This window comes from Bacillus sp. PK3_68, assembly GCF_003600835.1.
Lineage (GTDB): Bacteria > Bacillota > Bacilli > Bacillales > Domibacillaceae > Pseudobacillus.
The window spans coordinates 2357481-2380747 of sequence record NZ_NQYC01000001.1; the positions used below are offsets into that span (position 1 = coordinate 2357481).

Sequence of the window (23267 nt, forward strand, 5' to 3'; positions counted from 1 at the left end):
GTCCCCTCTAGCGTACGCCGTTAATCAGCCCCATCATTTGGTCGGCCAGAGAGATTGAGCGGGACTGAAACTGATAGGCCCGCTGCACGTTTGTCAAATCTGCCATTTCCTTTGCAAAATCAACATTCGATTTCTCGAGTGCACTTTGCTGGAGGGCAACATTTGTCCGATTAGCTGCGGTTACTTCCTGTACAATTTCATTTTCTGGGACAGCCGGATTATCAGGCATCGTCAATAAATTCGACCCTACCTGCGTTAGAAATTGCGGCCGTCTGACTTCTACTACTCCAATGTTAAATGCTTGTCCACCAACACGCAACCTGCCGCCCGCCTCAAGCGTAATATCCCCATTATTCGGATTGAAAGTAATTGGTTGATTGTCTTCTCCGAGAACAGGATGGCCTTCTTTAGTCACAAGCATGACTTCGTTGTTATTAACGGGAGTAACTGCAAATGATCCATCACGCGTATAATGAACTTTGCCTTGTCCATTTTCCTGAACGAGTACTTTAAAAAACTGATTTTCTTTTGTGAAAGCAAAGTCTAGTTTGCGGCCAGTCTGCGCTATACTCCCCTGCACACCCACTAATTGTGACTGGCTAATCTTTGCGCCGGTTCCGACACGAATACCATTTGGTGTTAAACGGCCACCCTCTGCGTCTGTGCGCAGCATATTGTTTACATTCTGGTTTATCAGATCTGTAAAAGAGGCTTCTCGGCGCTTGTATCCGTTTGTATCAAGATTGGCAATATTATGGCTTAGTATATCGAGCTTTTGCTGCAACTGACCTAATGTATTAGCAGATGTAATTAATGTTTGATTCATTCAGTATCCTCTCCCGGAAGATTAATTCACTCGGCCGATTTCATTAGCGGCCTTTTCCATGCTGCGATCATAAGCAGCTAATACTTTTTGGTTCGCTTCAAATGTCCGGTAGGCAGACATCATATCCGTCATCGTCCGGGCAGTGTCTATATTGGAGCCTTCCAGAAACCCCTGCTGCATGCGGAATTGCACATCATTACGGGCATCCACTTCAGGAAGCGTGCCATTCTCCAAACGCAGCAGGCCGTTTCCCTCTTTTATTAAAAGATTAGGATTTTCCGCAAAAGCCAGGCCGATCCGGCCAACTGGTGCCCCTTCTTCTGTAATCTGGCCATTTTCATCAATCATTATATTGTCTGAATTTAGCTGAATACGGTTTCCAGCTGGATCAAGAACATAATGACCACCCGCTGTTGTTAGAAAACCGGCGTTATCCAATGTAAAATTGCCATTTCGCGTATAACGCTGAACGCCGTCTTGACCTTGTATTTTAAAGAATGTCATTCCCTTTTGTCCAGTATCTTCGTTCACAGGTACATTGACATCTAAAAGAGCTACATCCGTCTTTAAGCCTGTTTCCCGTAAATCTCCCTGAGAAAAGTCAGGCATCGTTTCCTGCATATATACTCCAGTATTCAAGGAACCTATTTGCTGGTGAAGCGGGAGATTCAACTGTTTCTGAGTAGGCACAGATCCTTGATCGATCCGCTGCAAGAGCATTTCCGGAAAAGCGCGCAAGGAAGAACGATCCGCTTTATAGCCGGGAGTATTGGCATTTGACATATTATTAGAAAGCATTTCAGTTCGCCGCTGCTGGGCAATCATACCCGAAGCTGCTGTATAAAATCCGCGAAACATATATCCACCTCATCAAAAATAAGATCTTCTCTTGACATTGACATTCCAGAAACTGTGAAGCAACTCGCAAGTGCTGATCTTTCTTCTATATAACTTCCATCTCAGTCTATCTACTTAATTTTTAGTCCTATGTTTGCTTTATTATATCACTCTTTTTCATCGGCCAAAAACTAGAAAAAGTTAATAACATTTGCTCATTTAAATAAAAATTTGAAAAAACGAGATGAGCCGCTCATCTCGTTTATGCTAACTTTACTTTTGACAATTTATCTATGTTATCAAGCATGATGCCCGTTCCTACTGCTACGCTATCCATTGGGTTTTCTGCAATAAATACCGGCACCTTCAACTCTTCGGCCAATAGCTGATCAATGCCGTGAAGCAACGCACCGCCCCCGGTTAAAATCACGCCGCGGTCAATAATGTCAGCGGATAACTCAGGCGGCGTCTTTTCAAGCACATCTTTTGCCGCTTTCACAATTACAGCTATCGACTCTCTAAGAGCTCCTTCAATTTCCTCCGAATTAACCACTAACAGGCGCGGAAGACCAGAAACCATATCACGGCCGCGAATTTCCATCTCTTCGCTGCGTCCGCCTGGATAGACGCTGCCGATTGTAATTTTAATGTCTTCAGCTGTGCGTTCCCCGATTAACAATTTATACTCTTTCTTAATGTAATTTAAAATTTCATTGTTAAAATTGTCACCGGCCATTTTAATAGAAGCAGCTGTCACGATCGAACCCATGGAAAGAACAGCGACATCCGTCGTACCGCCGCCGATATCAACCACCATGTTGCCACTCGGTTCGAATATATCCATTCCTGCTCCAATCGCTGCTACTTTCGGCTCTTCTTCTAAATACACAATTTTCCCGCCGCTTTTTTCGGCCGCTTCACGGATCGCTTTTTGCTCCACACTTGTAATGTTCGTCGGACAGCAGATCAAGATGCGCGGCTTTGAAAGCAAACCTTTTAAGTTCAGCTTGTTCATAAAATGCTTTAGCATCGATTCAGTTACGTCAAAATCGGCGATCACCCCATCCTTTAGTGGACGGATAGCTATAATGTTCCCTGGCGTTCTACCGACCATACGGTGTGCCTCTTCGCCTACAGCAAGGACCTTATTCGTATTTTTATCAATGGCCACGACTGAAGGCTCGTTTAATACAATTCCTTGGCCTTTCACGTGAATCAATACATTTGCTGTCCCCAAATCAATTCCAATGTCCTTTGAAATCATTAGAGCAGCCCCCTTTTTTTATTAAATAGTTTTTATTTATTTCCATCTTTTTATGTCTATTTTCATATGAATCAGAAAGAGTTCCCAATTTTTTATTCTACCATACTTGACATGAAAAAGCCGGATTATTTGTAAATTTTCTCATTTCTTCACACGCAAAAAAATCCGCCCCACGAGGCAGATTTCCTTTTTTATTTATGCGAATGATCATACTTCAGCTCCTGAACCACTTGCTTTTCTTAACGCGTCTGAATACTTTTTCTTTGTCGCTTCACCCCCGCGCAGGTGACGAATAGATTTGTGATAATCCAGAATTTCTTTCACCTGCTGAGCAAGTTCTGGGTTCACTTCCGGCAGCCGCTCCGTCAGATCTTTATGCACAGTACTTTTCGATACTCCAAACTCTTTTGCGATCACCCGCACGGTTTTCCTTGTCTCCACGATATACTTACCAATTCTGATTGTCCTCTCTTTGATGTAATCGTGCACACCGCTCGCCTCCTTCATTGGATGTGAGACGTGTGAAATGAGACTCGCTTTCGCTTGAATGAAATAATATAAACCCGCATGCAGCAGTGCCTGCACACGGAAAGAAAGCTCTCACTTTCTTCTCTTCGGCAACTAGACTGCTCTTGTTATCATCAGGTATTTGTTCGTCTAACGACTCCTCACCTCAAACCATCCCTTTTTCTTTATACAGGTTTTATTATTACTATATTGGGGTTGGCAGGAAAATATGTACAGGAGTAGGGAATTTTAATTAAAAATGGCCAGGTTCCATTTGCATAGAATAAATAAAAACAGCAGCCCATTATGAGCTGCTGTCATCCTTTTCAATCGTGCTGCTATTCTGTTCTTGACTAGAAGGACTTTCTTCTGTTTCTTCAACTGACTCTTCTGTCGCATTGTCAGTGGATTCCTCTGTCGTACTGTCGGTAGATCCCTCTGTTGCACTGTCAGTGGACTCCTCTGTCGTACTGTCGGTAGATTCCTCTGTTGCACTGTCAGTGGATTTTTCTGCTTGTACCGGCTTAATTGATTCTTCAATCGCCGCTACCGTTTTATTAAAACATTCAAGTGGGTTGATAGCTACATTATCTTTGCGCACTTCAAAGTGCAAATGAGTGCCTGCTTTTTCGTTAAAGAGACTTTTACCAGCTTTTGCGATAACATCCCCTTGGGAAACTTGATCGCCTTCTGCTACTTTAATATCTTTTACTGATTGATACTGCGTGACAAAACCATCAGCATGTTCAATCACAATAACGTTGCCCAGCAAAGCATCGTTTTCCTGTACCTTTGTTACTTTTCCGCTTAAAGCGGCTGTAACATTAAATGTTTTGCCTTCTTTTGTTGCATAATCAATTCCTGTGTTTGGCTGGTACGTATTATTATAGACTACAAGAGCTTCTTCTTGTTGTTTTTCAGAGGCCTTCTCATCATAAAAGTTGGTTTTGATGACTGCTTTGTCTTCATCTTTTAAAGGCAAAGCCATTTGCTCCACAGATGAATTGACTTCTTCCGCCGGCTGATTAAACATTTCCTCATCTACAGCACTTTCTTTCGGGCCTTTCACTTGCTCTTTCCCCGGGCCTGCCATTTGGTACCAGACAATGCCTGAAATTAAAATTGCGGCACTCATTAAGTAGATAGCAGGGAACACCCAGCGGTTTTTAAAGATTTTTTTCAGTTTTTGAGAAGTGTTTTTCTTTTCTCCCTCTCTCATGTTCATCACCTCAGCAACCAGTGTGAACACTTTCCAATGAATCTATACCTCCATTTGGAAAAATTTTCGTTTTTGAAAAAAACGTTATAAATATGCCACAAAACCGAAAATGAGAGAGTGACAAATCATGATAGAATGGGATAAATCTTATAATCAGTTAAGGTGGTGTATCTATTTGAAAAGATTGGCAAAAAGCTTGTCCACTATTGCTCCTTTTCTCTATATGGCAGCCGTATGGATGATGTCTAGTATGCCGGATAATGTGATCATTGAACTCCCTCAAAGTGAGGTAGACCGCTTTTTTAAAGAATCCCTACATTTAATTGAATTTGCGATTTTATATAGTTTAATTGTTAATGCTTTTTTAGCCCATGGGCGCTTCACAAGCACCGTTCACTTGGCGGCCGCTTTAATTGCCTGCTTCTATGGATTTATTGATGAAATTCATCAGGCGTTTGTTCCGTCGCGTTCCGCTACGGTCATTGACGCAGTAAAAGACGTGACAGGAGTACTCGTCTGCTTTTTTATCGTTCAATTTACGTATTTTCAGCGGCCGGACAGTTTAATCAGTCGTCTAATGAACAAGTTCACTCATTGGGCAAGCTCCTAACTCCTTGTGTCAGATAACAAGGAGTTATTTTTTTGCTGTCACTTTTTCTTTCACAAAGCTTTCGGCGCTCTCTATTTTCGTCTGCTGATAATAGTGAGCGATAATTTGTTTGTAGTTTTTCCCTTCTTTTGCCATGCCATTTGCGCCGTATTGGCTCATTCCCACTCCATGTCCATAGCCTTTCGTCGTAATAATCATATTCCCCGACTTCATGACCCAGCTGAAATCAGACGAAGCTAGTCCGAGTTTTTCACGTACTTCCCTTCCCGAAAACTCTTTTCCGCCAATCTTTACTGAGGCAATGCGTTTTCCTGGAGTACGAGCAGTAATTGTACCCGCCTCTGCTGTTTCTTTTACAGATACCCCCAGTTTCCTTTCAAACTCGGCGAGCGGCATCACCTTTTTAGAACTATATTCAGGAGAAGCTTTATCCCAAGGACTTGCTACACTCTTTAAATAAGGAAGCGGCTCATTCCAGTAGTCTTCTGAGTTCTCTGTGTAGCCGTTACTCGTTGAAAAGAAGGAAGCGGTAATCGGGGTGCCATTGTGCGTGATAATTTGTCCTGCTGTTTCTTGTACAGCCTCATCAATTTTTTCGGATTTCCATGTAAAATCATTCCCCCAGACTTTCTTTAACTCTTCCTTTGTTTTAAATACTTGGTGAGCAACAGTGTCTGTCACATTTGCCTGGCCATTGACTTGACTGCCACTCATGATCTGCTTGATCACAAATGTTCTCGCTGTTAAAGCTTGGGCTTTTAGTGCTTCCTTTTCAAATGAAGCTGGCATTTCTGCCGCCACTACCCCGGCTACATATTCCTCAAGCGGAAAAGTTTCCGTCTGCTTAGTATTTGAGCGAAATACTGCTACTTCTACAGCCGGCTCCTGCAAAGCTGCTTCAGGTGTTTTTTTCTTGGTTGTTTCGGCTGCTTCCTCTTCTTCTGATGAAAACAAAATAACGAGTAGCGAGGGAACAATAACAGCAACTGCAATGAGTCCAGCAAGGAGAAAGGAGATAGAGTGTCGTTTTTTCATCAAAAAGAGGCCTCCATTTATAGTATTGAGCACAAAGTGAATGCTCACATTTAAGAATATGGCAGGCACTGTATCGATATGACTTTTTTCTTTCTCCCTTACTTTCTGATGTTGGATCAAGGCTTTTGCTTGCTGTTTCTATCCGCATCATACATCCACATAGATCCGCTTGGCCAAATGGTTCATGTATTAGGTAAGTAGTAGTCACCTTTTGCTGCAAAATGAATAAATAAAAAGAAGCTGCTCTGCAAACTAGCAGAACAGCCTCTTTGAAAATTAAGCATTAATATCTGTAATGATTTTTTCAGAAGATGAAGTCGGCATTTCTTCCTCTTCTTCCTTTACTCGAATAATATCTGCGCCGAGAGCGGCCAACTTGCCGTGGAAATTAACATATCCACGATCAAGGTGCTTCAGCTCTGTTACGCGTGTATAACCTTCTCCAACAAGGCCTGCTAGAATTAACGCAGCGGCTGCACGCAGATCAGTGGCTGCCACCTCTGCACCTTGAATGTCTGCCGGGCCGTTAATGATGACCGAACGGCCTTCAATTTTAATATTGACGTTCATGCGGCGAAACTCTTCTACGTGCATAAAACGATTTTCAAATACCGTTTCAGTAATCATGCTCGTGCCTTGTGCTTTTAGCAGTAGAGCCATCATCTGCGATTGCATATCTGTCGGGAATCCTGGATGAGGCATTGTTTTAATGTCAACGGCCTTCAAAGCTTCAGGACCAACCACGCGCACACCGTTTTCTTCTTCTGTAATTTGCACGCCCATTTCCTTCAGCTTGGCAATTAATGAAGACATATGTTCAGGCACAGCCCCCTGAACAAGTACATTGCCGCCTGTAATAGCAGCAGCTACCATAAAGGTTCCAGCTTCAATACGGTCAGGAATGATTGTATGGTCAGCTCCCTGAAGCTCATTGACACCTTCAATTCGAATCGTTTCCGTACCGGCACCGACTACTTTTCCGCCCATCGCATTCAGCAGGTTAGCAAGGTCTACAATTTCCGGTTCTTTAGCTGCATTTTCAAGTACAGTCGTGCCGTCAGCTAAAGCAGCGGCCATCATAATGTTTTCCGTGGCCCCTACGCTTGGAAAGTCAAGATAGATTTTTGCTCCTTTTAATCGTGTTGTCACTTCAGCCTCAATGAAACCATTTTCTACTCGTACAACCGCACCCATCGCTTCAAATCCCTTTAAATGCTGATCGATTGGGCGCGAGCCGATGGCACAGCCGCCTGGCAAAGCCACTCTTGCTTTTCCTGTACGTGCAAGCAATGAACCCATGACAAGAACAGACGCCCGCATTTTGCGTACATACTCAAATGGCGCCTCAACGAACAACTCTTCAGATGCGTCTACGGTTACTGTATTATTTTCAAAGTGAACCTGACAGTTTAGATGACGAAGTACTTCATTTATTGTATATACATCAGAGAGAGTCGGTACATCCCGAATCACACTCTTCCCTTTACTGGCTAATAATGTAGCGGCGATGACCGGCAGAACTGAATTTTTTGCGCCTTCTACTTTCACAGTTCCGCTTAATTTATGACCGCCGCGGACGATAATTTTTTCCAAACTTTTCCCCTCCGCGTCCAATTTATATATTAATATTCAATCGTAATGAGAGGCGTGCCTATCACAAAATTCGTCTCAGTGCCTCTCTGTTTTTTTCTTAATCCAACTTGTACATTCATTTCATGATCCGAGAGCGGAAGATTGCTCGTGAAACGCTCCGAATAAATAGATAAAGAGTAGAAGTCCGTTTCAGAAACAGCTTCTCTTTTTTCAGCTTTCCAGTTCGATAGTAATTTATCAAGTTGATTTGACAAAACTTCTTCAAGTGTACCATCAAACTTCCCTTTGATACAAGTAAAAACCTGTGGCGTTCTATGGAAAATCTGTGAATATGTAGATTGAAACTCTTTTGCCAAGAAGGATCTAATCTCCTTTTCATCGGCTGCAGTGACAGAATAGAGCATGTAGGCAACACCTCCGGCTGTGTCAGAAGAAATCACTTGGATCCTCTGTTGAACGGTTCCTTGTGTGTGTTCAAAAAGATAGCCATGAGTATTTGCCGTATCAAGAGACGTAACTTTCCATTCGGTTAAGAAGGCTTGAAGTCTGTGAGCCGCCACATCCGGCTCTTCTGTCAAGCGTTCGCGAGTATGTAAGGTCCATTCTTCGATCGATCCATTCACACCATTCACACTGTCAGTTAAGAGCAGCAAAGAACTGCCTTCGCCACTTGCAGTTGTGTTATTCCCCATTAAAAATACAATGAAACAAACTATTAACAGATAATATCTACTTTTTAATAGATTCATTGATATCCTCTCCCTTACTACCAGTGTGACCTGGGTGGGAAAAGATAAACAGGGAAAAACACGACAAATTACATGCTTTGTCGACAATGCCAATTGTTCAAATATTCACTTGTGTTTATATAGAAGCCTTGAGAGATATAAATCTCCCTAAAGAAATAATATACAAAATAGAAAAAAATACAAGCATGTAAGAAGAACTATTTTCAAATTTTATTGGAATAAAAGCGGCAATTGGCGGGACCACATGAAGTAATCAAGGAAGAAATTGCTGACCGATGAACCGATCGCAATGGATAACACTATAAATAACAGGCGCGCTTGGAACACATGGTTGGCTTTAATCAATTGATCCAACCGAATAGCCTGCAGTGCCCAAAAGGATAAACCGATAAAGACAAGATGTGACAAGATACTGAACAATGCATCCTGCCCAAAATTTGCCATCATTTGCACCCCTCCCTCATTGACTAGATTTATAACAATTTTATATTAACGATGAGAAGAGCAGATAACTTTCCTTCTCTTTTAGAGGAAAAACCTCCCGTTTCCGGAAGGTTTTTCATTGTTATACTCTGCCTTCATAAACGTCAATACGGTTAGTTGCCCGTTTTAATGCTAATTCAGCACGTTTAAAATCTATATTGTCTTGTTTATTGCTCAGTCGGCTTTCTGCTCTTGCTTTAGCCTCTTTTGCCCGGGCAATGTCAATATTTTCCGCTGTTTCAGCCGCTTGTGCTAATATCGTCACCTGATCTGGACGGACTTCTAAAAATCCGCCGCTGACCGCGACCAAATCAGGTTTTCCAGCGCCTTTGTTTAAGCGAACAGCGCCAACTTGTAAAGGGGCGACCATTGGAATATGCCCTGGTAAAATACCAAGCTCACCTGTCTGAGCTTTGGCACTTACCATTTCAACATCCGATTCATACGCCGGGCCATCAGGAGTGACGATACTGACTTTAAATGTCTTCATTGTTTAACCCCCTGGTCCCTTATTATACCTCTACGCCCATTTCTTTCGCGCTGGCAATTACATCTTCAATGCCACCGACTAAGCGGAATGCATCTTCAGGAAGATGGTCATATTTGCCGTCAAGAATTTCTTTGAATCCACGAACAGTTTCTTTAACCGGCACATAAGAACCTGGCTGGCCAGTAAATTGCTCCGCTACGTGGAAGTTTTGTGATAAGAAGAATTGGATACGGCGCGCACGTGCCACGACCAATTTGTCTTCTTCTGAAAGCTCATCCATACCGAGGATAGCAATAATATCTTGAAGCTCTCTGTAACGTTGCAATGTTTGCTGCACTTGGCGTGCTACACTATAGTGTTCTTCCCCAACAATTTCTGGAGAAAGGGCACGAGATGTAGAAGCAAGTGGATCCACCGCTGGGTAGATACCCATTTCTGAAAGCTTACGCTCAAGGTTTGTTGTTGCATCTAAGTGAGCGAATGTTGTAGCTGGAGCCGGGTCAGTATAGTCATCGGCTGGTACGTAAATCGCTTGGATAGATGTAACAGAACCCACGCTTGTAGATGTAATACGTTCTTGCAATTGACCCATTTCAGTAGCAAGTGTCGGCTGGTAACCAACCGCAGAAGGCATACGGCCTAAAAGGGCAGAAACCTCAGAACCTGCTTGTGTGAAACGGAAAATATTATCGATGAAGAAAAGAACGTCCTGACTTTGCTCATCACGGAAGTATTCTGCCATTGTCAAACCTGTTAAAGCAACACGCATACGTGCACCAGGAGGTTCGTTCATTTGGCCGAAAACCATCGCTGTTTTGCTAATAACGCCAGAATCGCTCATCTCGTGATAAAGGTCATTTCCTTCACGAGTACGCTCTCCAACACCAGCGAATACAGAGATACCGCCGTGCTCTTGAGCGATGTTGTTGATCAATTCCTGAATAAGAACGGTTTTACCTACACCGGCACCACCGAAGAGACCGATCTTACCACCTTTAATATATGGAGCAAGCAAGTCTACTACTTTAATACCTGTCTCAAGAATTTCAACTTCTGTAGAAAGCTGTTCGAAGCTAGGAGCTGCACGGTGAATCGCATTGCGCTGTGCAGTTGCAGGAATCTCTTCATTTAAGTCAATTGTTTCACCGAGTACGTTAAATACACGGCCAAGTGTAATGTCTCCTACTGGTACAGAGATCGGCTGACCCATGTCTATTACTTCTGTATTACGCTGTAAACCGTCTGTTGAATCCATGGCAATCGTACGCACTGTATCATCGCCTAAATGGATAGCTACCTCAAGCGTTAACTCAACGGCGTCTTTATCAGCTTGTGCAGCAATTTGCACTTTTAACGCGTTATAGATCTCAGGAAGTTGGCCGCTTTCAAACTTCACGTCAACGACCGGACCCATAACTTGAAGAACGCGTCCTTTGTTCATCTCTTTCCCTCCTGTCGTAATCGCTCAATCTATCATGTTGTGATCATTCATTACATGTAATATTGTCTAGCTGCAGGCGCTTAGCGGCTAGTGGACTTCCTGCTCCTTCTTGCGATAAGTCAACATCGGATCGCTCACGCTCTTCGTGTTTCCTTTATCTCATGCGGAGCTGTCCAGTCCATACGCCGCTGGATAAGCACCTTCCGCTTTTCTGGTCTAGCTGCAGCGGCCAGCCCGTACGGCAGTTTCGGTCTCTCTGTCGGAGTCTGAAGAACGACTCCTTATCGAGCCCTCCAACCTCCTATCGGGCTGATCAGGCCGCTTTCGCTTTTCAAGACTACTCTAACGCTGCTACGCCGCCGACAATCTCTGTAATTTCTTGTGTGATTGCCGCCTGACGTGCACGGTTGTATTGCAATGTTAATGTATCGATTAATTCTTTTGCGTTGTCTGTTGCAGTTTTCATCGCAGACATCCGGGCAGCATGCTCACTGGCTTTGCCGTCAAGAAGCGCACCGAAAATCAAGCTTTCCGCATATTGCGGAAGAAGAACTTCCATAATCTCCTCAGCTGCCGGCTCAAATTCATAAGCCGTAAGCTTTTGGGAAGACGTAGCAATATCCGTTAAAGGCAGCACTTTCTTTTCTGTTACATCCTGCTGAATCGCGCTGACAAAGTGATTGTAGTACATGTAAAGCTCGTCGTACATTCCTTCTGAGAAGAAGCTGACCGCTTTGTTTGCGATATCTTTAATGTCAGAAAAAGAAGGCTGATCAGGCAAGCCGACGATGTCTAAGCCCACGTTCATTCCCCGATGAAGGAAGAAATCGCGGCCCATACGTCCAACTGCAATAATTACGTATTCATCTTTAGAAGAATGACGTTCTTTAATTTTGTTGCTGACAAGGCGAAGAATGCTGCTGTTATAAGCTCCCGCCAAACCGCGGTCAGAGGTAATAACCAAATACCCGGTTTTTTTAACGGGGCGGGAGACTAGCATCGGATGTGTTACATCTTTGCTGCCAAGAGCAATGGATGCGACCACTTCCTGAATTTTTTCCATGTAAGGAACAAATGCTTTGGCATTTGTTTCGGCACGGTTCAATTTAGAAGCGGAAACCATTTCCATCGCTTTTGTGATCTGGCTCGTCTTTTTAGTAGAAGTAATCCGAGTCTTTATGTCGCGTAACGATGCCACTGGTTCTCACCACCCTTTTTTATGTTAGAAATTTACCTAGAAAGAGGGAAGGATCATTTCGACCCACTCCCGCTTTTGACTATCTGGATAATTATTCGGACTTCGCGAACGTCTTTTTGAACTCGTTGATGGCTGCTTTCATTTCATCATCAGAAGCAAGTTCTTTCGTTGTGCGAATATGTTCTAACACGTTTGTATGGTTGTGATCTAACCAGCTTAACAGTTCATCTTCGAAACGTCGGATATCTCCTACTGGAATATCGTCTAAAAGACCGCGTGTCAACGCATAAAGAATAACTACTTGCTTTTCAACTTTAAGCGGCTTGTTCAAGTCTTGCTTTAACACTTCAACAGTACGCGCTCCACGATTTAATTTTGCTTGGGTAGCTTTATCAAGATCAGAGCCGAACTGTGCAAACGCTTCGAGTTCACGGTAAGCAGCTAAGTCCAGACGAAGAGTACCGGCTACTTTTTTCATCGCTTTAATTTGAGCGGACCCACCAACACGTGATACAGAAAGACCAGCGTTAATCGCAGGACGTACGCCTGAGAAGAACAAGTCAGACTGCAAGAAGATCTGTCCGTCAGTGATAGAGATAACGTTCGTTGGAATGTAAGCAGAGATATCGCCTGCTTGTGTTTCAACGAATGGAAGAGCTGTAATTGAACCTGCTCCTAATTCATCGTTCAATTTAGCTGCACGCTCGAGTAAACGGGAGTGCAAGTAGAAAACATCACCAGGGTAAGCTTCACGACCTGGAGGACGACGTAATAATAAGGAAAGTTCACGGTAAGCTGCCGCTTGTTTAGATAAATCATCATACACGATCAGAACATGTTTACCGTTGAACATGAACTCTTCTGCCATCGTTACTCCAGCATATGGAGCAAGGAATAGCATTGGAGCTGGTGAAGACGCGGAAGCAGTTACAACGATTGTATAATCAAGCGCTCCATGCTTACGAAGCGTTTCAACTGTTCCACGAACAGTAGATTCTTTTTGTCCAATAGCGACATAGATACAGATCATATCTTGATCTCTTTGGTTAAGAATTGTATCGATCGCTACAGTTGTTTTACCAGTTTGGCGGTCACCGATAATCAATTCACGTTGACCACGGCCAATTGGCACAAGTGCGTCAATCGCCTTAATTCCTGTTTGTAAAGGCTCATGAACAGATTTACGATCCATAACTCCTGTTGCCTTGCTTTCAATCGGACGAGTTTTTGTTGTATTAATCGGGCCAAGACCATCTACAGGCTGTCCAAGAGAGTTTACAACGCGGCCGATTAATTCTTCCCCAACAGGGACTTCCATGATGCGGCCTGTGCGACGTACTTCATCACCTTCACGAATATCTGTGTAAGGTCCAAGGATGATAATACCTACGTTGTTTTCCTCTAAGTTTTGTGCCATACCCATGACACCGTTTGAGAACTCAAGCAGTTCTCCAGCCATGACATTGTCGAGGCCATGAGCACGAGCGATACCATCACCTACGTGAATAATTGTACCGACATCGTTTACTGTAATGTCTGACTGGAAGTTCTCAATCTGCTTTTTAATCAGCGCACTGATTTCTTCAGCTTTGATGCTCATGAATTTCACCCCTCATATAATTGTAGTAGTTGTATTCGAACAAGAAACAAAATACAGATATTTTGCTTTTCATTCGTTATTTTGCTATTAATTGTTTTTCAAGCCGATCTAATTTCCCACGCAGGCTACCATCAAAAATACGGTTGCCAATGCGCACCTTTAAGCCGCCAAGTAACTGCGGATTGATGATATTCGTAATTTCCAGAGCTTGTTTGCCCACTTTCTTGGCAAATTGAGTGGAAATTTGCTTCGTCTCTTCGTCTGTTAAAGGACGTACAGACTCAACAGTTGCTTCAGCGAGACCTTGCTCTTCATGAGCTAGATTCGTATACGCATCAACTACGGCAATAATATCTCCTTCACGATGACGCGAGATTAAAAGCATTAATATGTTAGTCACATAAGTAGAAGCCTCTGAAAAAGCATTCTTTATCAGTGCTTGTTTTTCTTCAATTGTTAGCTTCGGAGAGTCAAGTAGAGGAAGCAAGTTTTTGTTTTCCTGAAAAACGGCTTTCACTACCTGCAGCTCTTCTCCGATCTGCTGAAGTTGCTGATGTTCTTTGGCAATTTTGAAAAGAGCCAGCGCATAGCGTTTTGCCACTACGGAATCACTCATCACTTTTCCCCTGCCTCTTGGATATACTCGTTAATCAGTTTTTCTTGATCTGCTACACTTAAATCTTTTTCAATTACTTTAGAAGCAATCAATACAGATAAAGAGGCTACTTGCTCACGAAGAGATGCCATTGCTTGTTCAGTCTGCTGCTCAATTTCCATCTTAGCAGACTCTTTTAAGCGCTCGGCTTCTGCACGAGCAGCCGCAATGATTTCTGCTTTTTGACTGTCGCCCACTTTCTTGGCATTCTCAATGATTTCTTGAGCTTGCTGGCGAGATGCTTTTAATTCTGCTCGAGTTTCTTCTAATAATTTATTTGCTTCAACCCGGCTTTTTTCTGCCGCGTCAATTTCTGATGCAATATGATCTTCACGCTGTTGCATGATTCCCATTAAAGGTCCCCAGGCAAACTTTTTAATCAGCGCTAGTAAAATAATAAACATGATCAATTGGAACAAAATGTCCCCGCCGTTAAAGCCGGCTGACGATCCAAGTACGAATGCGTTTGCTAACACGCCCACTTCACTCCTTTCAAGAGTTTCCCCCCTCCCCTTCTTGAGGAAAAGGTCTGTATAAAAAGAATGGAACTGCTTGTTACACTTCGAACATAAAGCAATGGCGAAGGTTCGCTTGGAATGATCTTCGCCATTGGAACAAAAATCCCTTAATATGTTTACCTTGTCCAGCTGCAGCGCCTAGCCGCTCGAGATCACAAGTCAATTCGGCTGCATGGCTGAAAAGCGCCATTCTGCCAAATCGCCTTATGCTTGTCGCGGCTGGACAGGCGCTTCCGCTTTTCTTACTGACCTTGAACCATGAACGCGATAACTACAGCGATGATAGGAATCGCCTCTACTAACGCTACCCCGATGAACATTGTTGTTTGAAGCATACCGCGAGCTTCTGGTTGACGAGCGATACCTTCAACTGTTCTAGATACGATAAGACCGTTACCGATACCTGCACCAAGTGCGGCTAAACCGATTGCGATTGCTGCTGCTAAAAGACCCATTTTAAAATTTCCTCCTTTAAATGTATAAATAATGTATTTGTTTAAAAATAGGTTTGTTCATTAGATGAACTGGGTATATTTTAATGGTCGCTACTCACTTTGTGAGCAATATAAACCATTGTTAACATGGTGAAGATAAATGCCTGGATTCCACCGACAAAGACGGAGAATCCTTGCCATGCTAATGTTGGAAGGATGGCAGCTAAATGTCCGCCCACTCCTGTAGCAAGGCTTCCTGCTAGCAATCCAAGAAGGATTTCACCAGCAAAGATGTTTCCATAAAGTCGAAGGCCAAGAGTCAGCGTATTAGCAAACTCCTCTACAATTTTCAATGGGAATAAGAATCCCATTGGACGGAAGTAATCCTTTCCATACTCTGTAAAGCCCTTCATTTTAATTCCATAATAATGTGACAGAGCGACAACCATAACTGCTAATGTTAGAGTGATCACCGGGTCTGCTGTTGGAGATTTCCACCAGAGCACGCCATCTTTTACCACTGAAAATGGAAGACCAAGAAAGTTGGAAACTGCAATGTACATAAGCAGTGTAATTCCAAGAACATGGAAACGTCCTCCCGTTTTCCAGTCCATGTTACTCTTGACGATCCCTTTCACAAAGTCCATGATCCACTCAAAAAAGTTCTGCAGCCCGGTAGGCTTCATTGCCAGTTTTCTTGTGGAAATAACTGCAATTAAGAAAACGATTGCACTGGCAACAGTGATCATTAATACGTTGGCTAAGTTGAAAGTTAAAGTAAAACCGTCAAATACTTCCCAATGATATAATGGATTTTCGTGATGCAACTGTTTTCACCTCTCTTCCCCGGTTTTTCTTTTTATTAGAAAATGAATAAAAAAATCTATCATAATGACAATATAGGATGCCATTAATCCCAAAACTGTACTGATAATGTTGAAATGATCCGGATAACGAAGGGCAATGAGAGCAGCTGCGCCAGCGGATGCCATTCGTGACATCGTGCCTAGCGATTGGACTTTATTGCCGCGCTCAAGTGCGGTGTTGAAACGTTGCATCCGCTTCAACATTAACCAGTGGTTGAACAAGCTAAAAGCTGTTCCAAGAATGAGGCCGCCGAAAATCGCCTTGTAAGGCATAATTCCCCAGCAGAAAACAAAGATGGCGAGCAAATATAATAAATACTTTCGATGTCTGGAAAGTGAGTGCTGGAGTTCCCCATAATTTATTAATCCTCCGAATTGAAGTGGTTAACCGTCTTAAGCATAGAAAAAACGCCCGCAGTTAATCCTAAGAGCAGTCCGATGATTAAAAAAAGTGGTTCAGTTTTCCATTTTTCATCAAGCCAGCGTCCGGCAAAAATCCCGATGAGAATAGATCCTGTCAACTGTGCCAAAACTGCACTGTACAAACTCATCGCCTTAAACGCACTTTTACGGCTCTTCATGTAAAACACTCCTGCCCACCGTGGGTTCTACCTAAAAAAAAAGCGTTTACGCTCAGTTCATAGTATTTGCTCTTTTCCCTTTGTAAGCATACAATAGGGGTATTTTAATGTCAACGCATACTAAAAAAAACCTCAAAAATTGTATGTTACATTTCACAAATTGATCAAAATTTAAATCTTTCCATAAGAATTACTTATCACAGGTGATAAGTAAAAAATAATTGTAAAATCAGACCCTTTTCTGAATAAAAATTTCTTTTCTTTCCCTCGGAAGTTCATTTGATTTCGGCTTATTCTCCATTGCCAATCCTCAAGTCTACCAAAGATCTGCCGATTGGCCATTAAATAAAAAAAGGAACTGTCAGGGCAGTTCCTTTTTTATTTAAGTTTCTGTTAATGATAAGCGTTGATTTGCACTCGTCTTCTACTGGCTCCCCTCCCCCACATGATGAAACTATACGAATGTAAGATGGAGGAGCCTTTGCGACTTTCGCTTCAATCAACATAGACCTTTAACAGAGCCTCTTTAAAAACGGTCCGGCTTTTGATCCGTTGCTTTAAAATGATAAAGGATCGCTTCGCAAATGCGACGGGAAGCTTCCCCATCTCCATATGGATTGGAGGCCTTAGACATTCTCTCATATTCAGCCTGATCGTTCAGCAATTCAGTCGCCATCCGATAAATGGCTTCTTCATCTACACCGGCAAGCTTTAATGTACCGGCTTTAATTCCTTCTGGACGTTCAGTGGTATCGCGAAGGACAAGAACAGGCACACCAAGAGAAGGCGCTTCTTCCTGCACGCCGCCAGAGTCAGTTAAAATCAAGTGTGCTCTCGCCGCAAAGTTATGGAAGTCGATTACGTCAAGCGGTTCGATAAGATGGATGCGCGGATCATTGCCGAGAATTTCACCAGCAATTTCACGGACGACCGGATTCATATGCATCGGGTAGACCACTTGAATATCGTTGTTTTCTTCAACGAGTCGCTTGATTGCACGGAACATGCTGCGCATCGGCTCACCAAGATTTTCACGGCGGTGAGCAGTCATTAAGACAAGGCGATCGCTGCCAAGCTTATCCAGCACTTCATTGCTGTAGCTCTCTTTCACTGTTGTTTTTAGCGCATCAATGGCTGTGTTGCCTGTTACAAAGATGGTTTCTGCTTTTTTTCCTTCATTAAGTAAGTTCTCTTCCGCTTCATCTGTAGGTGAGAAATGAAGATCAGCCATGACTCCTGTTAATTGACGGTTCATCTCCTCCGGAAACGGAGAGTATTTATTCCATGTGCGCAATCCTGCTTCAACATGGCCAACGGCAATTTGATTATAGAAAGCAGCGAGACTTGCAACAAATGTAGTCGTTGTATCTCCGTGTACGAGCACAATATCTGGCTTAACTTCTTTCATTATTCCGTCAAGCCCTTCCAATCCACGCGTCGTTACATCAATAAGTGTCTGACGATCCTTCATAATATTTAAATCGTAGTCTGGAGTGATGTTAAAGATCTCAAGCACCTGATCGAGCATTTGCCGATGCTGCGCCGTTACAGTGACAATAGATTCAAACTGCTCAGGATATTTCTGCAATTCCAGAACGAGCGGAGCCATTTTAATCGCTTCAGGGCGCGTTCCAAAAATGGTCATTACTTTAATCGGGCGGTTCATCTTCTTTGCACCTACTTCTAATTATTTTGTTCCAAACAGGCGATCGCCTGCATCTCCCAATCCTGGTACAATGTAGCCTTTTTCATTCAGCTTTTCATCCAAGGCAGCAATGTAAATATCAACATCTGGATGGATTTCCTGGATAGCCTCTACACCTTCAGGAGCCGCCACTAAGCACATAAATTTAATATTCTTTGCTCCACGCTTTTTCAAGGAATGGATCGCTTCTACTGCTGATCCTCCTGTAGCAAGCATTGGGTCTACTACGATAAAATCACGCTCTTCCACATCCGTTGGGAGCTTTACATAATATTCAACAGGCTTTAGTGTTTCCGGATCACGATATAGCCCGACATGGCCTACTTTAGCAGCCGGAATTAATTTTAAAATTCCATCTACCATGCCAATACCAGCACGGAGAATGGGAACAATGCCTAGCTTTTTGCCAGCAAGAATTTTAGCATTCGCTTCACATACCGGTGTTTGAATGGCCACTTCTTTAAGAGGCATGTCCCGTGTAATTTCAAAAGCCATCAGCGTAGCCACTTCATCTACTAATTCACGGAATTCTTTCGTTCCTGTTTCTTTGTCGCGAATAATCGTTAACTTATGCTGGATTAATGGGTGATCGAACACATATACTTTTCCCAAAATTATCGCTCCCTTATGTTAATATCTCAAATTATGCCATAAAAGCTTCCGATGGCAAAAAAATAAGCCGCACACGCAGCCATTTTTCCACTTCTTTCAGCAAGCTTCCATCTAATTTTACATAAAAAGCAGAAGAAGAACAAATGGGAAAATATAAAAAGCCCGGGAATGATACATTTCTTTCCCGGGCGGAGCCATTTAGCTGTATAAAGGATATTTTGCTGTTAAATCAGCTACACGCTGGCTTAATTCCTTAAGCTTTTCTTCATCTTCATGGTTTTTAAGTGCTGCTCCGATAAGAGCTGCTACTTCGTCCATTGCCTCTAGATCAAAGCCACGTGAAGTGACCGCTGCTGTACCGATACGGATGCCACTTGTTACAAATGGGCTTTCCGGATCAAATGGAATCGTATTTTTATTAACCGTAATACCGATGTCATCCAATACTTTTTCCGCTACTTTACCTGTTAGGCCAAGAGTTTGCAGATCGATAAGCAGCAAGTGGTTGTCTGTACCGCCTGATACGAGATTGATGCCTTCTTTTACTAAGCCTTCTCCCAAACGCTTGGCATTGTCGATGATTTGCTGTGCATAGGTTTTGAAGCTCTCATCTAACGCTTCTCCGAAAGCTACAGCTTTCGCTGCAATGACGTGCATGAGCGGGCCACCTTGGATACCAGGGAAAATAGACTTGTCGATTTTCTTAGCAAATTCTTCTTTACAAATAATCATACCGCCGCGAGGGCCACGTAATGTTTTGTGTGTCGTTGTTGTTACAAAATCAGCGTATGGAACAGGGCTTTCATGAAGTCCAGCTGCTACAAGGCCGGCGATATGCGCCATGTCAACCATTAGATAAGCGCCTACTTCATCTGCAATCTCACGGAATTTAGCAAAGTCGATCGCACGCGGATAAGCGCTCGCTCCTGCTACAATTAACTTCGGCTTATGTTCGATTGCCTTTTGGCGCACATCGTTATAATCAATTTGCTGGTTTTCTTTGCTTACTCCGTATTCAACGAAGTTGTATTGCACACCGCTGAAGTTTACCGGGCTGCCGTGTGTTAAATGGCCACCATGAGATAAGTTCATTCCGAGAACTGTATCACCGTGCTCCAGGATAGTGAAATAAACAGCCATGTTTGCCTGAGCGCCAGAGTGAGGCTGCACATTCACGTGATCGCCGCCGAAAATTTCTTTCGCCCGGTCGCGAGCTAGATCCTCAACAACGTCAACATGCTCACAGCCGCCGTAATAACGCTTGCCCGGATAGCCTTCCGCATATTTATTGGTTAACACGGAACCTTGTGCTTCCATGACTGCCTGGCTGACAAAGTTCTCAGAAGCGATTAATTCAATTTTAGACTGCTGGCGTTTTAATTCATCTTGAATGGCTTCAAACACAGCCGTATCTTGTTCTTTAAGGATACTCATTTTCAAACCCCTTCCATTTCTAAGAATGATATATGTCTTTATGTATTGCTAATTTTTAAAATTCATTTATATTCTAACATGTTTTTGGCTTGTTTTAAATCAAATAAATATAAAAGCCGATCTTTTTTATAAAAAAAGCCGACTTTATTATTAAAAGCCAGCTAAAACTTAACATTAACCAGAGCACTTCTCGTTGGCATTCGTTTTTTCATACACCGCTCTGGCTCCTCCGATTAACTTCGGCCGGGTTCTGGCCATCGTAACATGCGCATGCCCTACTTCTTTCACACTTGTCCGCAACGGGACAGCGACATGCTTCAAATGCATGCCAATAAACGTATCGCCAATATCTATGCCTGCATCAGCTTTAATAAATTCAACGACGGCGCTATCTTTCTTTTCATTAAAGGCGTAGGTAGCCATCGATCCCCCTGCCTGACGAACTGGCACCACTGCCACTTCCTCAAGCTGCAGTCGCTGAATTTGCTCGCGGTCTACTACAAGCGCACGATTTAAATGTTCACAACATTGGAAAGCAAGATACAGCCCGTATTCATCTGCAAATGCCTGCAATTGTCGGTACACCATTTCAGCAATCTCCAGCGTGCCGGCTGTTCCAATTTTTTCTCCGGCAATTTCGGAAGTCGAACAGCCAATGACGACTATCTGTCCTTTTTGGAGACCGGCCTGTTGCTGAAACTCTTGCAACAGGCGACCGAGCTGCTGTTCCCACTCTTTAAGCTGCAACAAAGCTCATCCCTCCAGTTTATTTTTCTTCATACGCTTTAATTTTATTAAGACGGTTTTCATGTCGGCCGCCTTCATAGTCAGTTGTCAGCCATACTTTCGCAATTTCCCGGGCAAGACCCGGACCAATGACCCGCTCTCCCATAGCAAGCATATTGCTGTTGTTATGCTCTCTCGTTGCCTTTGCACTAAAGACGTCATGAACGAGGGCGCAGCGAATCCCTTTCACTTTGTTAGCCGCAATACTCATTCCAATACCTGTGCCGCATATTAAAATACCACGGTCAAATTCCCCGTTGGCTACCTTTTCAGCTACAGGAACAGCATAATCTGGGTAATCAACAGATGTACTGCATTCACACCCAAAATCTTCATATTCAATGCCGAGCTCATCCATCAGATCTTTTATTTCTTTTCGAATGTTTACTCCACCATGGTCAGATGCAATGGCAATTTTCATGTTGATAATCTCCTTTTGGCTTGATCAATTTTTTTCTATTTTGTCACAATAGGAGACAAATGAAAAGCCCGATGTCTCTAAAGCTGGAATTGTGTAATCGTTGATTTTAATTCTTCCGCTTGTTTTTTCAGTTGAAGAGCAGCCTGTTCAATATCATGCATCACTTTGGTTTGGTCTTTTGTAGCCTGTGTCACTTCAACAGCCCCAGCCGATGTTTCCTCCGCGATTGCTGCTACTTCCTCAGATTGGTTGGATGTATCTTGGATGCTGCCAAGCTGCCTGTCCACCAGCTGAGAAATAATTTGTACAGCCTCTGCTACTTCATGGATCTTTCCAGTCATCTGTTCAATAGCAGAATTGGCTTTAGACCCCTTTTGAACCTCTTTATTGACAGTTTGTACTTGTGAAGAAATCTTTTGGACAACTTGATCTACTTCCTGCTGAATATGCTGGATCAGCTCTGAAATGCCACTGACAGCCTTTGCGCTCTCATCAGCCAATTTACGGACTTCTTCTGCTACAACGGCAAACCCTTTTCCATGTTCGCCAGCACGCGCTGCTTCAATTGAAGCATTGAGCGCTAGAAGATTGGTCTGAGCTGCAATGTCACCGACGAGCTGAATAATCTGTTCAACTTTACGTGCATTTGTCTCCAGCCTCTTAACCGCCTCGAGTGACTGTTCATTTTCTGTAGATAATTGTTCCATACCCGAAATGAGCGATTGGAAAATCTCTTTATTGATCTTCAGCTCTTCTACCATTTCTTCAGCTTGAGCGGCCGAATCCTTTGCCTTTGTTTGCACTTCAGCAGCGAGATGCGTGACATCTTCAATCGATTCTGCCGTAGACTGAATAGCCACTGCTGAATTTTCAGCTCCAGCAGAAATCTCATCTACCGTCCGAAAAATTTCTTCGGCTCTTTCGGAAGCCCGGGTTGCTTCTGTCGATATGCGCACAACACTTTCATTGGTTAAAGAAAAATTATTATCAATGCTATGGACCATGCTTCTCAAATTGCTAAGCATGTGATTAAAAGCAATACCAAGGGAACGGATTTCATCTTCACTTTCAGGAAGTTCTACATCCTCCTTGATATTGCCTTGCGCTGCTGCCAGTGTAGCTGCTTCTAATCTCTTCAACGGCCGGACAAAATAGCCCCCAGCTACATAGGCAAGAATTCCCGACCAAATAATACCTAACAGTAAAGTAGTGACCGTGAACAAAGTTTCGTTCATCCAAGAAAAATAATTAGGATAAATATAATAGATAAAAAAGCCGCTCGTCGTATAAGTAATTAAAGCTAAAATTGTGACGAGAAAAACAAGTTTCTTTCTTAATCCAAATTTCGCTTCGCTTCTATATCTCATCATGACCCCTCTCCGGAATGTCTCCTGCCCGGCTTT

26 protein-coding genes are annotated in these 23267 nt (G+C 43.1%); 1 reads left to right on the forward strand and 25 read right to left on the reverse strand.

The features are described from left to right. Positions 1-7 precede the first annotated feature (7 nt). From CJ483_RS12025 to spoIIQ, 5 genes are all read right to left on the reverse strand, one after another. On the reverse strand, positions 8-826 hold the full coding sequence (locus CJ483_RS12025; RefSeq protein WP_120035250.1) for a flagellar hook-basal body protein: 819 nt from the start codon (positions 824-826) through the stop codon (positions 8-10). A gap of 21 nt (positions 827-847) precedes the next feature. Continuing rightward, on the reverse strand, positions 848-1684 hold the full coding sequence (locus tag CJ483_RS12030) for a flagellar hook-basal body protein (RefSeq protein ID WP_120035253.1): 837 nt from the start codon (positions 1682-1684) through the stop codon (positions 848-850). Between the two features lie 241 nt (positions 1685-1925). Next, a complete protein-coding gene (mreB, locus tag CJ483_RS12035) occupies positions 1926-2927 on the reverse strand; it encodes a rod shape-determining protein (RefSeq protein WP_120035255.1) in 1002 nt (333 codons plus the stop codon). Positions 2928-3134: 207 nt separating this feature from the next. Next, positions 3135-3416, reverse strand: a complete 282-nt coding sequence (spoIIID, locus tag CJ483_RS12040) for a sporulation transcriptional regulator SpoIIID (RefSeq protein ID WP_120035257.1) — start codon at positions 3414-3416, stop codon at positions 3135-3137. Between the two features lie 322 nt (positions 3417-3738). After that, positions 3739-4653 carry a stage II sporulation protein SpoIIQ gene (gene spoIIQ / locus CJ483_RS12045; RefSeq protein WP_120035259.1) on the reverse strand — a complete coding sequence of 305 codons (915 nt, stop codon included), beginning with the start codon at positions 4651-4653 and terminating at the stop codon, positions 3739-3741. A gap of 175 nt (positions 4654-4828) precedes the next feature. On the opposite strand from spoIIQ, the gene CJ483_RS12050 reads away from it, so the two are divergent. After that, on the forward strand, positions 4829-5263 hold the full coding sequence (locus CJ483_RS12050) for a VanZ family protein (protein ID WP_259455632.1): 435 nt from the start codon (positions 4829-4831) through the stop codon (positions 5261-5263). A 24-nt stretch (positions 5264-5287) separates the two neighbouring features. Here the strand turns inward: CJ483_RS12050 and spoIID are convergent, their stop codons facing one another. The 20 genes from spoIID to CJ483_RS12150 all read right to left on the reverse strand — a co-directional run bounded on the left by spoIID (position 5288) and on the right by CJ483_RS12150 (position 23234). After that, positions 5288-6298: a stage II sporulation protein D gene (spoIID, locus tag CJ483_RS12055; RefSeq protein WP_120037990.1), complete on the reverse strand. Its 1011-nt coding sequence runs from the start codon at positions 6296-6298 to the stop codon at positions 5288-5290. A 276-nt stretch (positions 6299-6574) separates the two neighbouring features. Further along, positions 6575-7891 (reverse strand): UDP-N-acetylglucosamine 1-carboxyvinyltransferase, encoded by a 1317-nt coding sequence (gene murA, locus CJ483_RS12060; RefSeq protein ID WP_120035263.1) that lies wholly within the window; start codon positions 7889-7891, stop codon positions 6575-6577. Between the two features lie 29 nt (positions 7892-7920). Beyond that, positions 7921-8640: a YwmB family TATA-box binding protein gene (locus CJ483_RS12065; RefSeq protein ID WP_120035265.1), complete on the reverse strand. Its 720-nt coding sequence runs from the start codon at positions 8638-8640 to the stop codon at positions 7921-7923. 210 nt (positions 8641-8850) lie between these two features. After that, positions 8851-9087: a DUF1146 family protein gene (locus CJ483_RS12070; RefSeq protein WP_120035267.1), complete on the reverse strand. Its 237-nt coding sequence runs from the start codon at positions 9085-9087 to the stop codon at positions 8851-8853. 118 nt (positions 9088-9205) lie between these two features. Beyond that, positions 9206-9613, reverse strand: coding sequence for a F0F1 ATP synthase subunit epsilon (locus tag CJ483_RS12075; RefSeq protein WP_120035269.1), 408 nt, complete (start codon positions 9611-9613; stop codon positions 9206-9208). Between the two features lie 22 nt (positions 9614-9635). Beyond that, positions 9636-11054, reverse strand: coding sequence for a F0F1 ATP synthase subunit beta (atpD, locus tag CJ483_RS12080; RefSeq protein WP_120035271.1), 1419 nt, complete (start codon positions 11052-11054; stop codon positions 9636-9638). Positions 11055-11391: 337 nt separating this feature from the next. Then, positions 11392-12252 carry an ATP synthase F1 subunit gamma gene (atpG, locus tag CJ483_RS12085; RefSeq protein ID WP_120035273.1) on the reverse strand — a complete coding sequence of 287 codons (861 nt, stop codon included), beginning with the start codon at positions 12250-12252 and terminating at the stop codon, positions 11392-11394. 91 nt (positions 12253-12343) lie between these two features. Beyond that, positions 12344-13852 (reverse strand): F0F1 ATP synthase subunit alpha, encoded by a 1509-nt coding sequence (atpA, locus tag CJ483_RS12090; RefSeq protein WP_120035275.1) that lies wholly within the window; start codon positions 13850-13852, stop codon positions 12344-12346. A 76-nt stretch (positions 13853-13928) separates the two neighbouring features. Continuing rightward, the gene (locus CJ483_RS12095; RefSeq protein WP_120035277.1) at positions 13929-14468 is read right to left on the reverse strand and encodes a F0F1 ATP synthase subunit delta; all 540 of its coding nucleotides are present in this window, start codon (positions 14466-14468) and stop codon (positions 13929-13931) included. Then, positions 14468-14983 (reverse strand): F0F1 ATP synthase subunit B, encoded by a 516-nt coding sequence (locus tag CJ483_RS12100; protein ID WP_120035279.1) that lies wholly within the window; start codon positions 14981-14983, stop codon positions 14468-14470. The genes CJ483_RS12095 and CJ483_RS12100 overlap by 1 nt, the downstream gene beginning before the upstream one ends. 284 nt (positions 14984-15267) lie before the next feature. Next, entirely contained in the window at positions 15268-15480 is a 213-nt protein-coding gene (gene atpE / locus CJ483_RS12105) for a F0F1 ATP synthase subunit C (RefSeq protein ID WP_006838507.1), read from the reverse strand. An 80-nt stretch (positions 15481-15560) separates the two neighbouring features. Then, a complete protein-coding gene (atpB, locus tag CJ483_RS12110; RefSeq protein ID WP_120035281.1) occupies positions 15561-16286 on the reverse strand; it encodes a F0F1 ATP synthase subunit A in 726 nt (241 codons plus the stop codon). A gap of 6 nt (positions 16287-16292) precedes the next feature. Further along, positions 16293-16688, reverse strand: coding sequence for an ATP synthase subunit I (locus CJ483_RS12115; RefSeq protein ID WP_120035283.1), 396 nt, complete (start codon positions 16686-16688; stop codon positions 16293-16295). After that, positions 16688-16906: an AtpZ/AtpI family protein gene (locus CJ483_RS12120; RefSeq protein WP_120035285.1), complete on the reverse strand. Its 219-nt coding sequence runs from the start codon at positions 16904-16906 to the stop codon at positions 16688-16690. Before CJ483_RS12120 ends, CJ483_RS12115 begins: the two co-directional genes overlap by 1 nt. Before the next feature lie 526 nt (positions 16907-17432). After that, positions 17433-18572, reverse strand: coding sequence for a non-hydrolyzing UDP-N-acetylglucosamine 2-epimerase (wecB, locus tag CJ483_RS12125; RefSeq protein ID WP_120035287.1), 1140 nt, complete (start codon positions 18570-18572; stop codon positions 17433-17435). Positions 18573-18593: 21 nt separating this feature from the next. Beyond that, entirely contained in the window at positions 18594-19223 is a 630-nt protein-coding gene (gene upp, locus CJ483_RS12130; protein WP_120035289.1) for a uracil phosphoribosyltransferase, read from the reverse strand. A 198-nt stretch (positions 19224-19421) separates the two neighbouring features. Then, positions 19422-20657 (reverse strand): serine hydroxymethyltransferase, encoded by a 1236-nt coding sequence (gene glyA, locus CJ483_RS12135; RefSeq protein ID WP_120035291.1) that lies wholly within the window; start codon positions 20655-20657, stop codon positions 19422-19424. Positions 20658-20831: 174 nt separating this feature from the next. Continuing rightward, positions 20832-21407, reverse strand: coding sequence for a TIGR01440 family protein (locus CJ483_RS12140; RefSeq protein WP_120035293.1), 576 nt, complete (start codon positions 21405-21407; stop codon positions 20832-20834). A gap of 16 nt (positions 21408-21423) precedes the next feature. Then, positions 21424-21864: a ribose 5-phosphate isomerase B gene (rpiB, locus tag CJ483_RS12145; protein ID WP_120035295.1), complete on the reverse strand. Its 441-nt coding sequence runs from the start codon at positions 21862-21864 to the stop codon at positions 21424-21426. 77 nt (positions 21865-21941) lie between these two features. Beyond that, entirely contained in the window at positions 21942-23234 is a 1293-nt protein-coding gene (locus CJ483_RS12150; protein WP_182917037.1) for a methyl-accepting chemotaxis protein, read from the reverse strand. Positions 23235-23267: the final 33 nt, after the last annotated feature.

Bases quoted from the DNA above. Each gene is read 5' to 3' on its own strand.
- atpD (WP_120035271.1), bottom strand. From the start codon at position 11,054: ATGAACAAAGGACGCGTTCTTCAAGTTATGGGTCCGGTCGTTGACGTG.
- CJ483_RS12030 (WP_120035253.1), bottom strand. From the start codon at position 1,684: ATGTTTCGCGGATTTTATACAGCAGCTTCGGGTATGATTGCCCAGCAG.
- mreB (WP_120035255.1), bottom strand. From the start codon at position 2,927: ATGATTTCAAAGGACATTGGAATTGATTTGGGGACAGCAAATGTATTG.
- CJ483_RS12120 (WP_120035285.1), bottom strand. From the start codon at position 16,906: ATGAAGAGCCGTAAAAGTGCGTTTAAGGCGATGAGTTTGTACAGTGCA.
- atpE (WP_006838507.1), bottom strand. From the start codon at position 15,480: ATGGGTCTTTTAGCAGCAGCAATCGCAATCGGTTTAGCCGCACTTGGT.
- CJ483_RS12150 (WP_182917037.1), bottom strand. From the start codon at position 23,234: ATGATGAGATATAGAAGCGAAGCGAAATTTGGATTAAGAAAGAAACTT.
- glyA (WP_120035291.1), bottom strand. From the start codon at position 20,657: ATGAGTATCCTTAAAGAACAAGATACGGCTGTGTTTGAAGCCATTCAA.
- rpiB (WP_120035295.1), bottom strand. From the start codon at position 21,864: ATGAAAATTGCCATTGCATCTGACCATGGTGGAGTAAACATTCGAAAA.
- wecB (WP_120035287.1), bottom strand. From the start codon at position 18,572: ATGAACCGCCCGATTAAAGTAATGACCATTTTTGGAACGCGCCCTGAA.
- CJ483_RS12070 (WP_120035267.1), bottom strand. From the start codon at position 9,087: ATGATGGCAAATTTTGGGCAGGATGCATTGTTCAGTATCTTGTCACAT.
- atpA (WP_120035275.1), bottom strand. From the start codon at position 13,852: ATGAGCATCAAAGCTGAAGAAATCAGTGCGCTGATTAAAAAGCAGATT.
- CJ483_RS12075 (WP_120035269.1), bottom strand. From the start codon at position 9,613: ATGAAGACATTTAAAGTCAGTATCGTCACTCCTGATGGCCCGGCGTAT.
- CJ483_RS12095 (WP_120035277.1), bottom strand. From the start codon at position 14,468: ATGAGTGATTCCGTAGTGGCAAAACGCTATGCGCTGGCTCTTTTCAAA.
- spoIIQ (WP_120035259.1), bottom strand. From the start codon at position 4,653: ATGAGAGAGGGAGAAAAGAAAAACACTTCTCAAAAACTGAAAAAAATC.
- spoIID (WP_120037990.1), bottom strand. From the start codon at position 6,298: ATGAAAAAACGACACTCTATCTCCTTTCTCCTTGCTGGACTCATTGCA.
- CJ483_RS12065 (WP_120035265.1), bottom strand. From the start codon at position 8,640: ATGAATCTATTAAAAAGTAGATATTATCTGTTAATAGTTTGTTTCATT.
- CJ483_RS12025 (WP_120035250.1), bottom strand. From the start codon at position 826: ATGAATCAAACATTAATTACATCTGCTAATACATTAGGTCAGTTGCAG.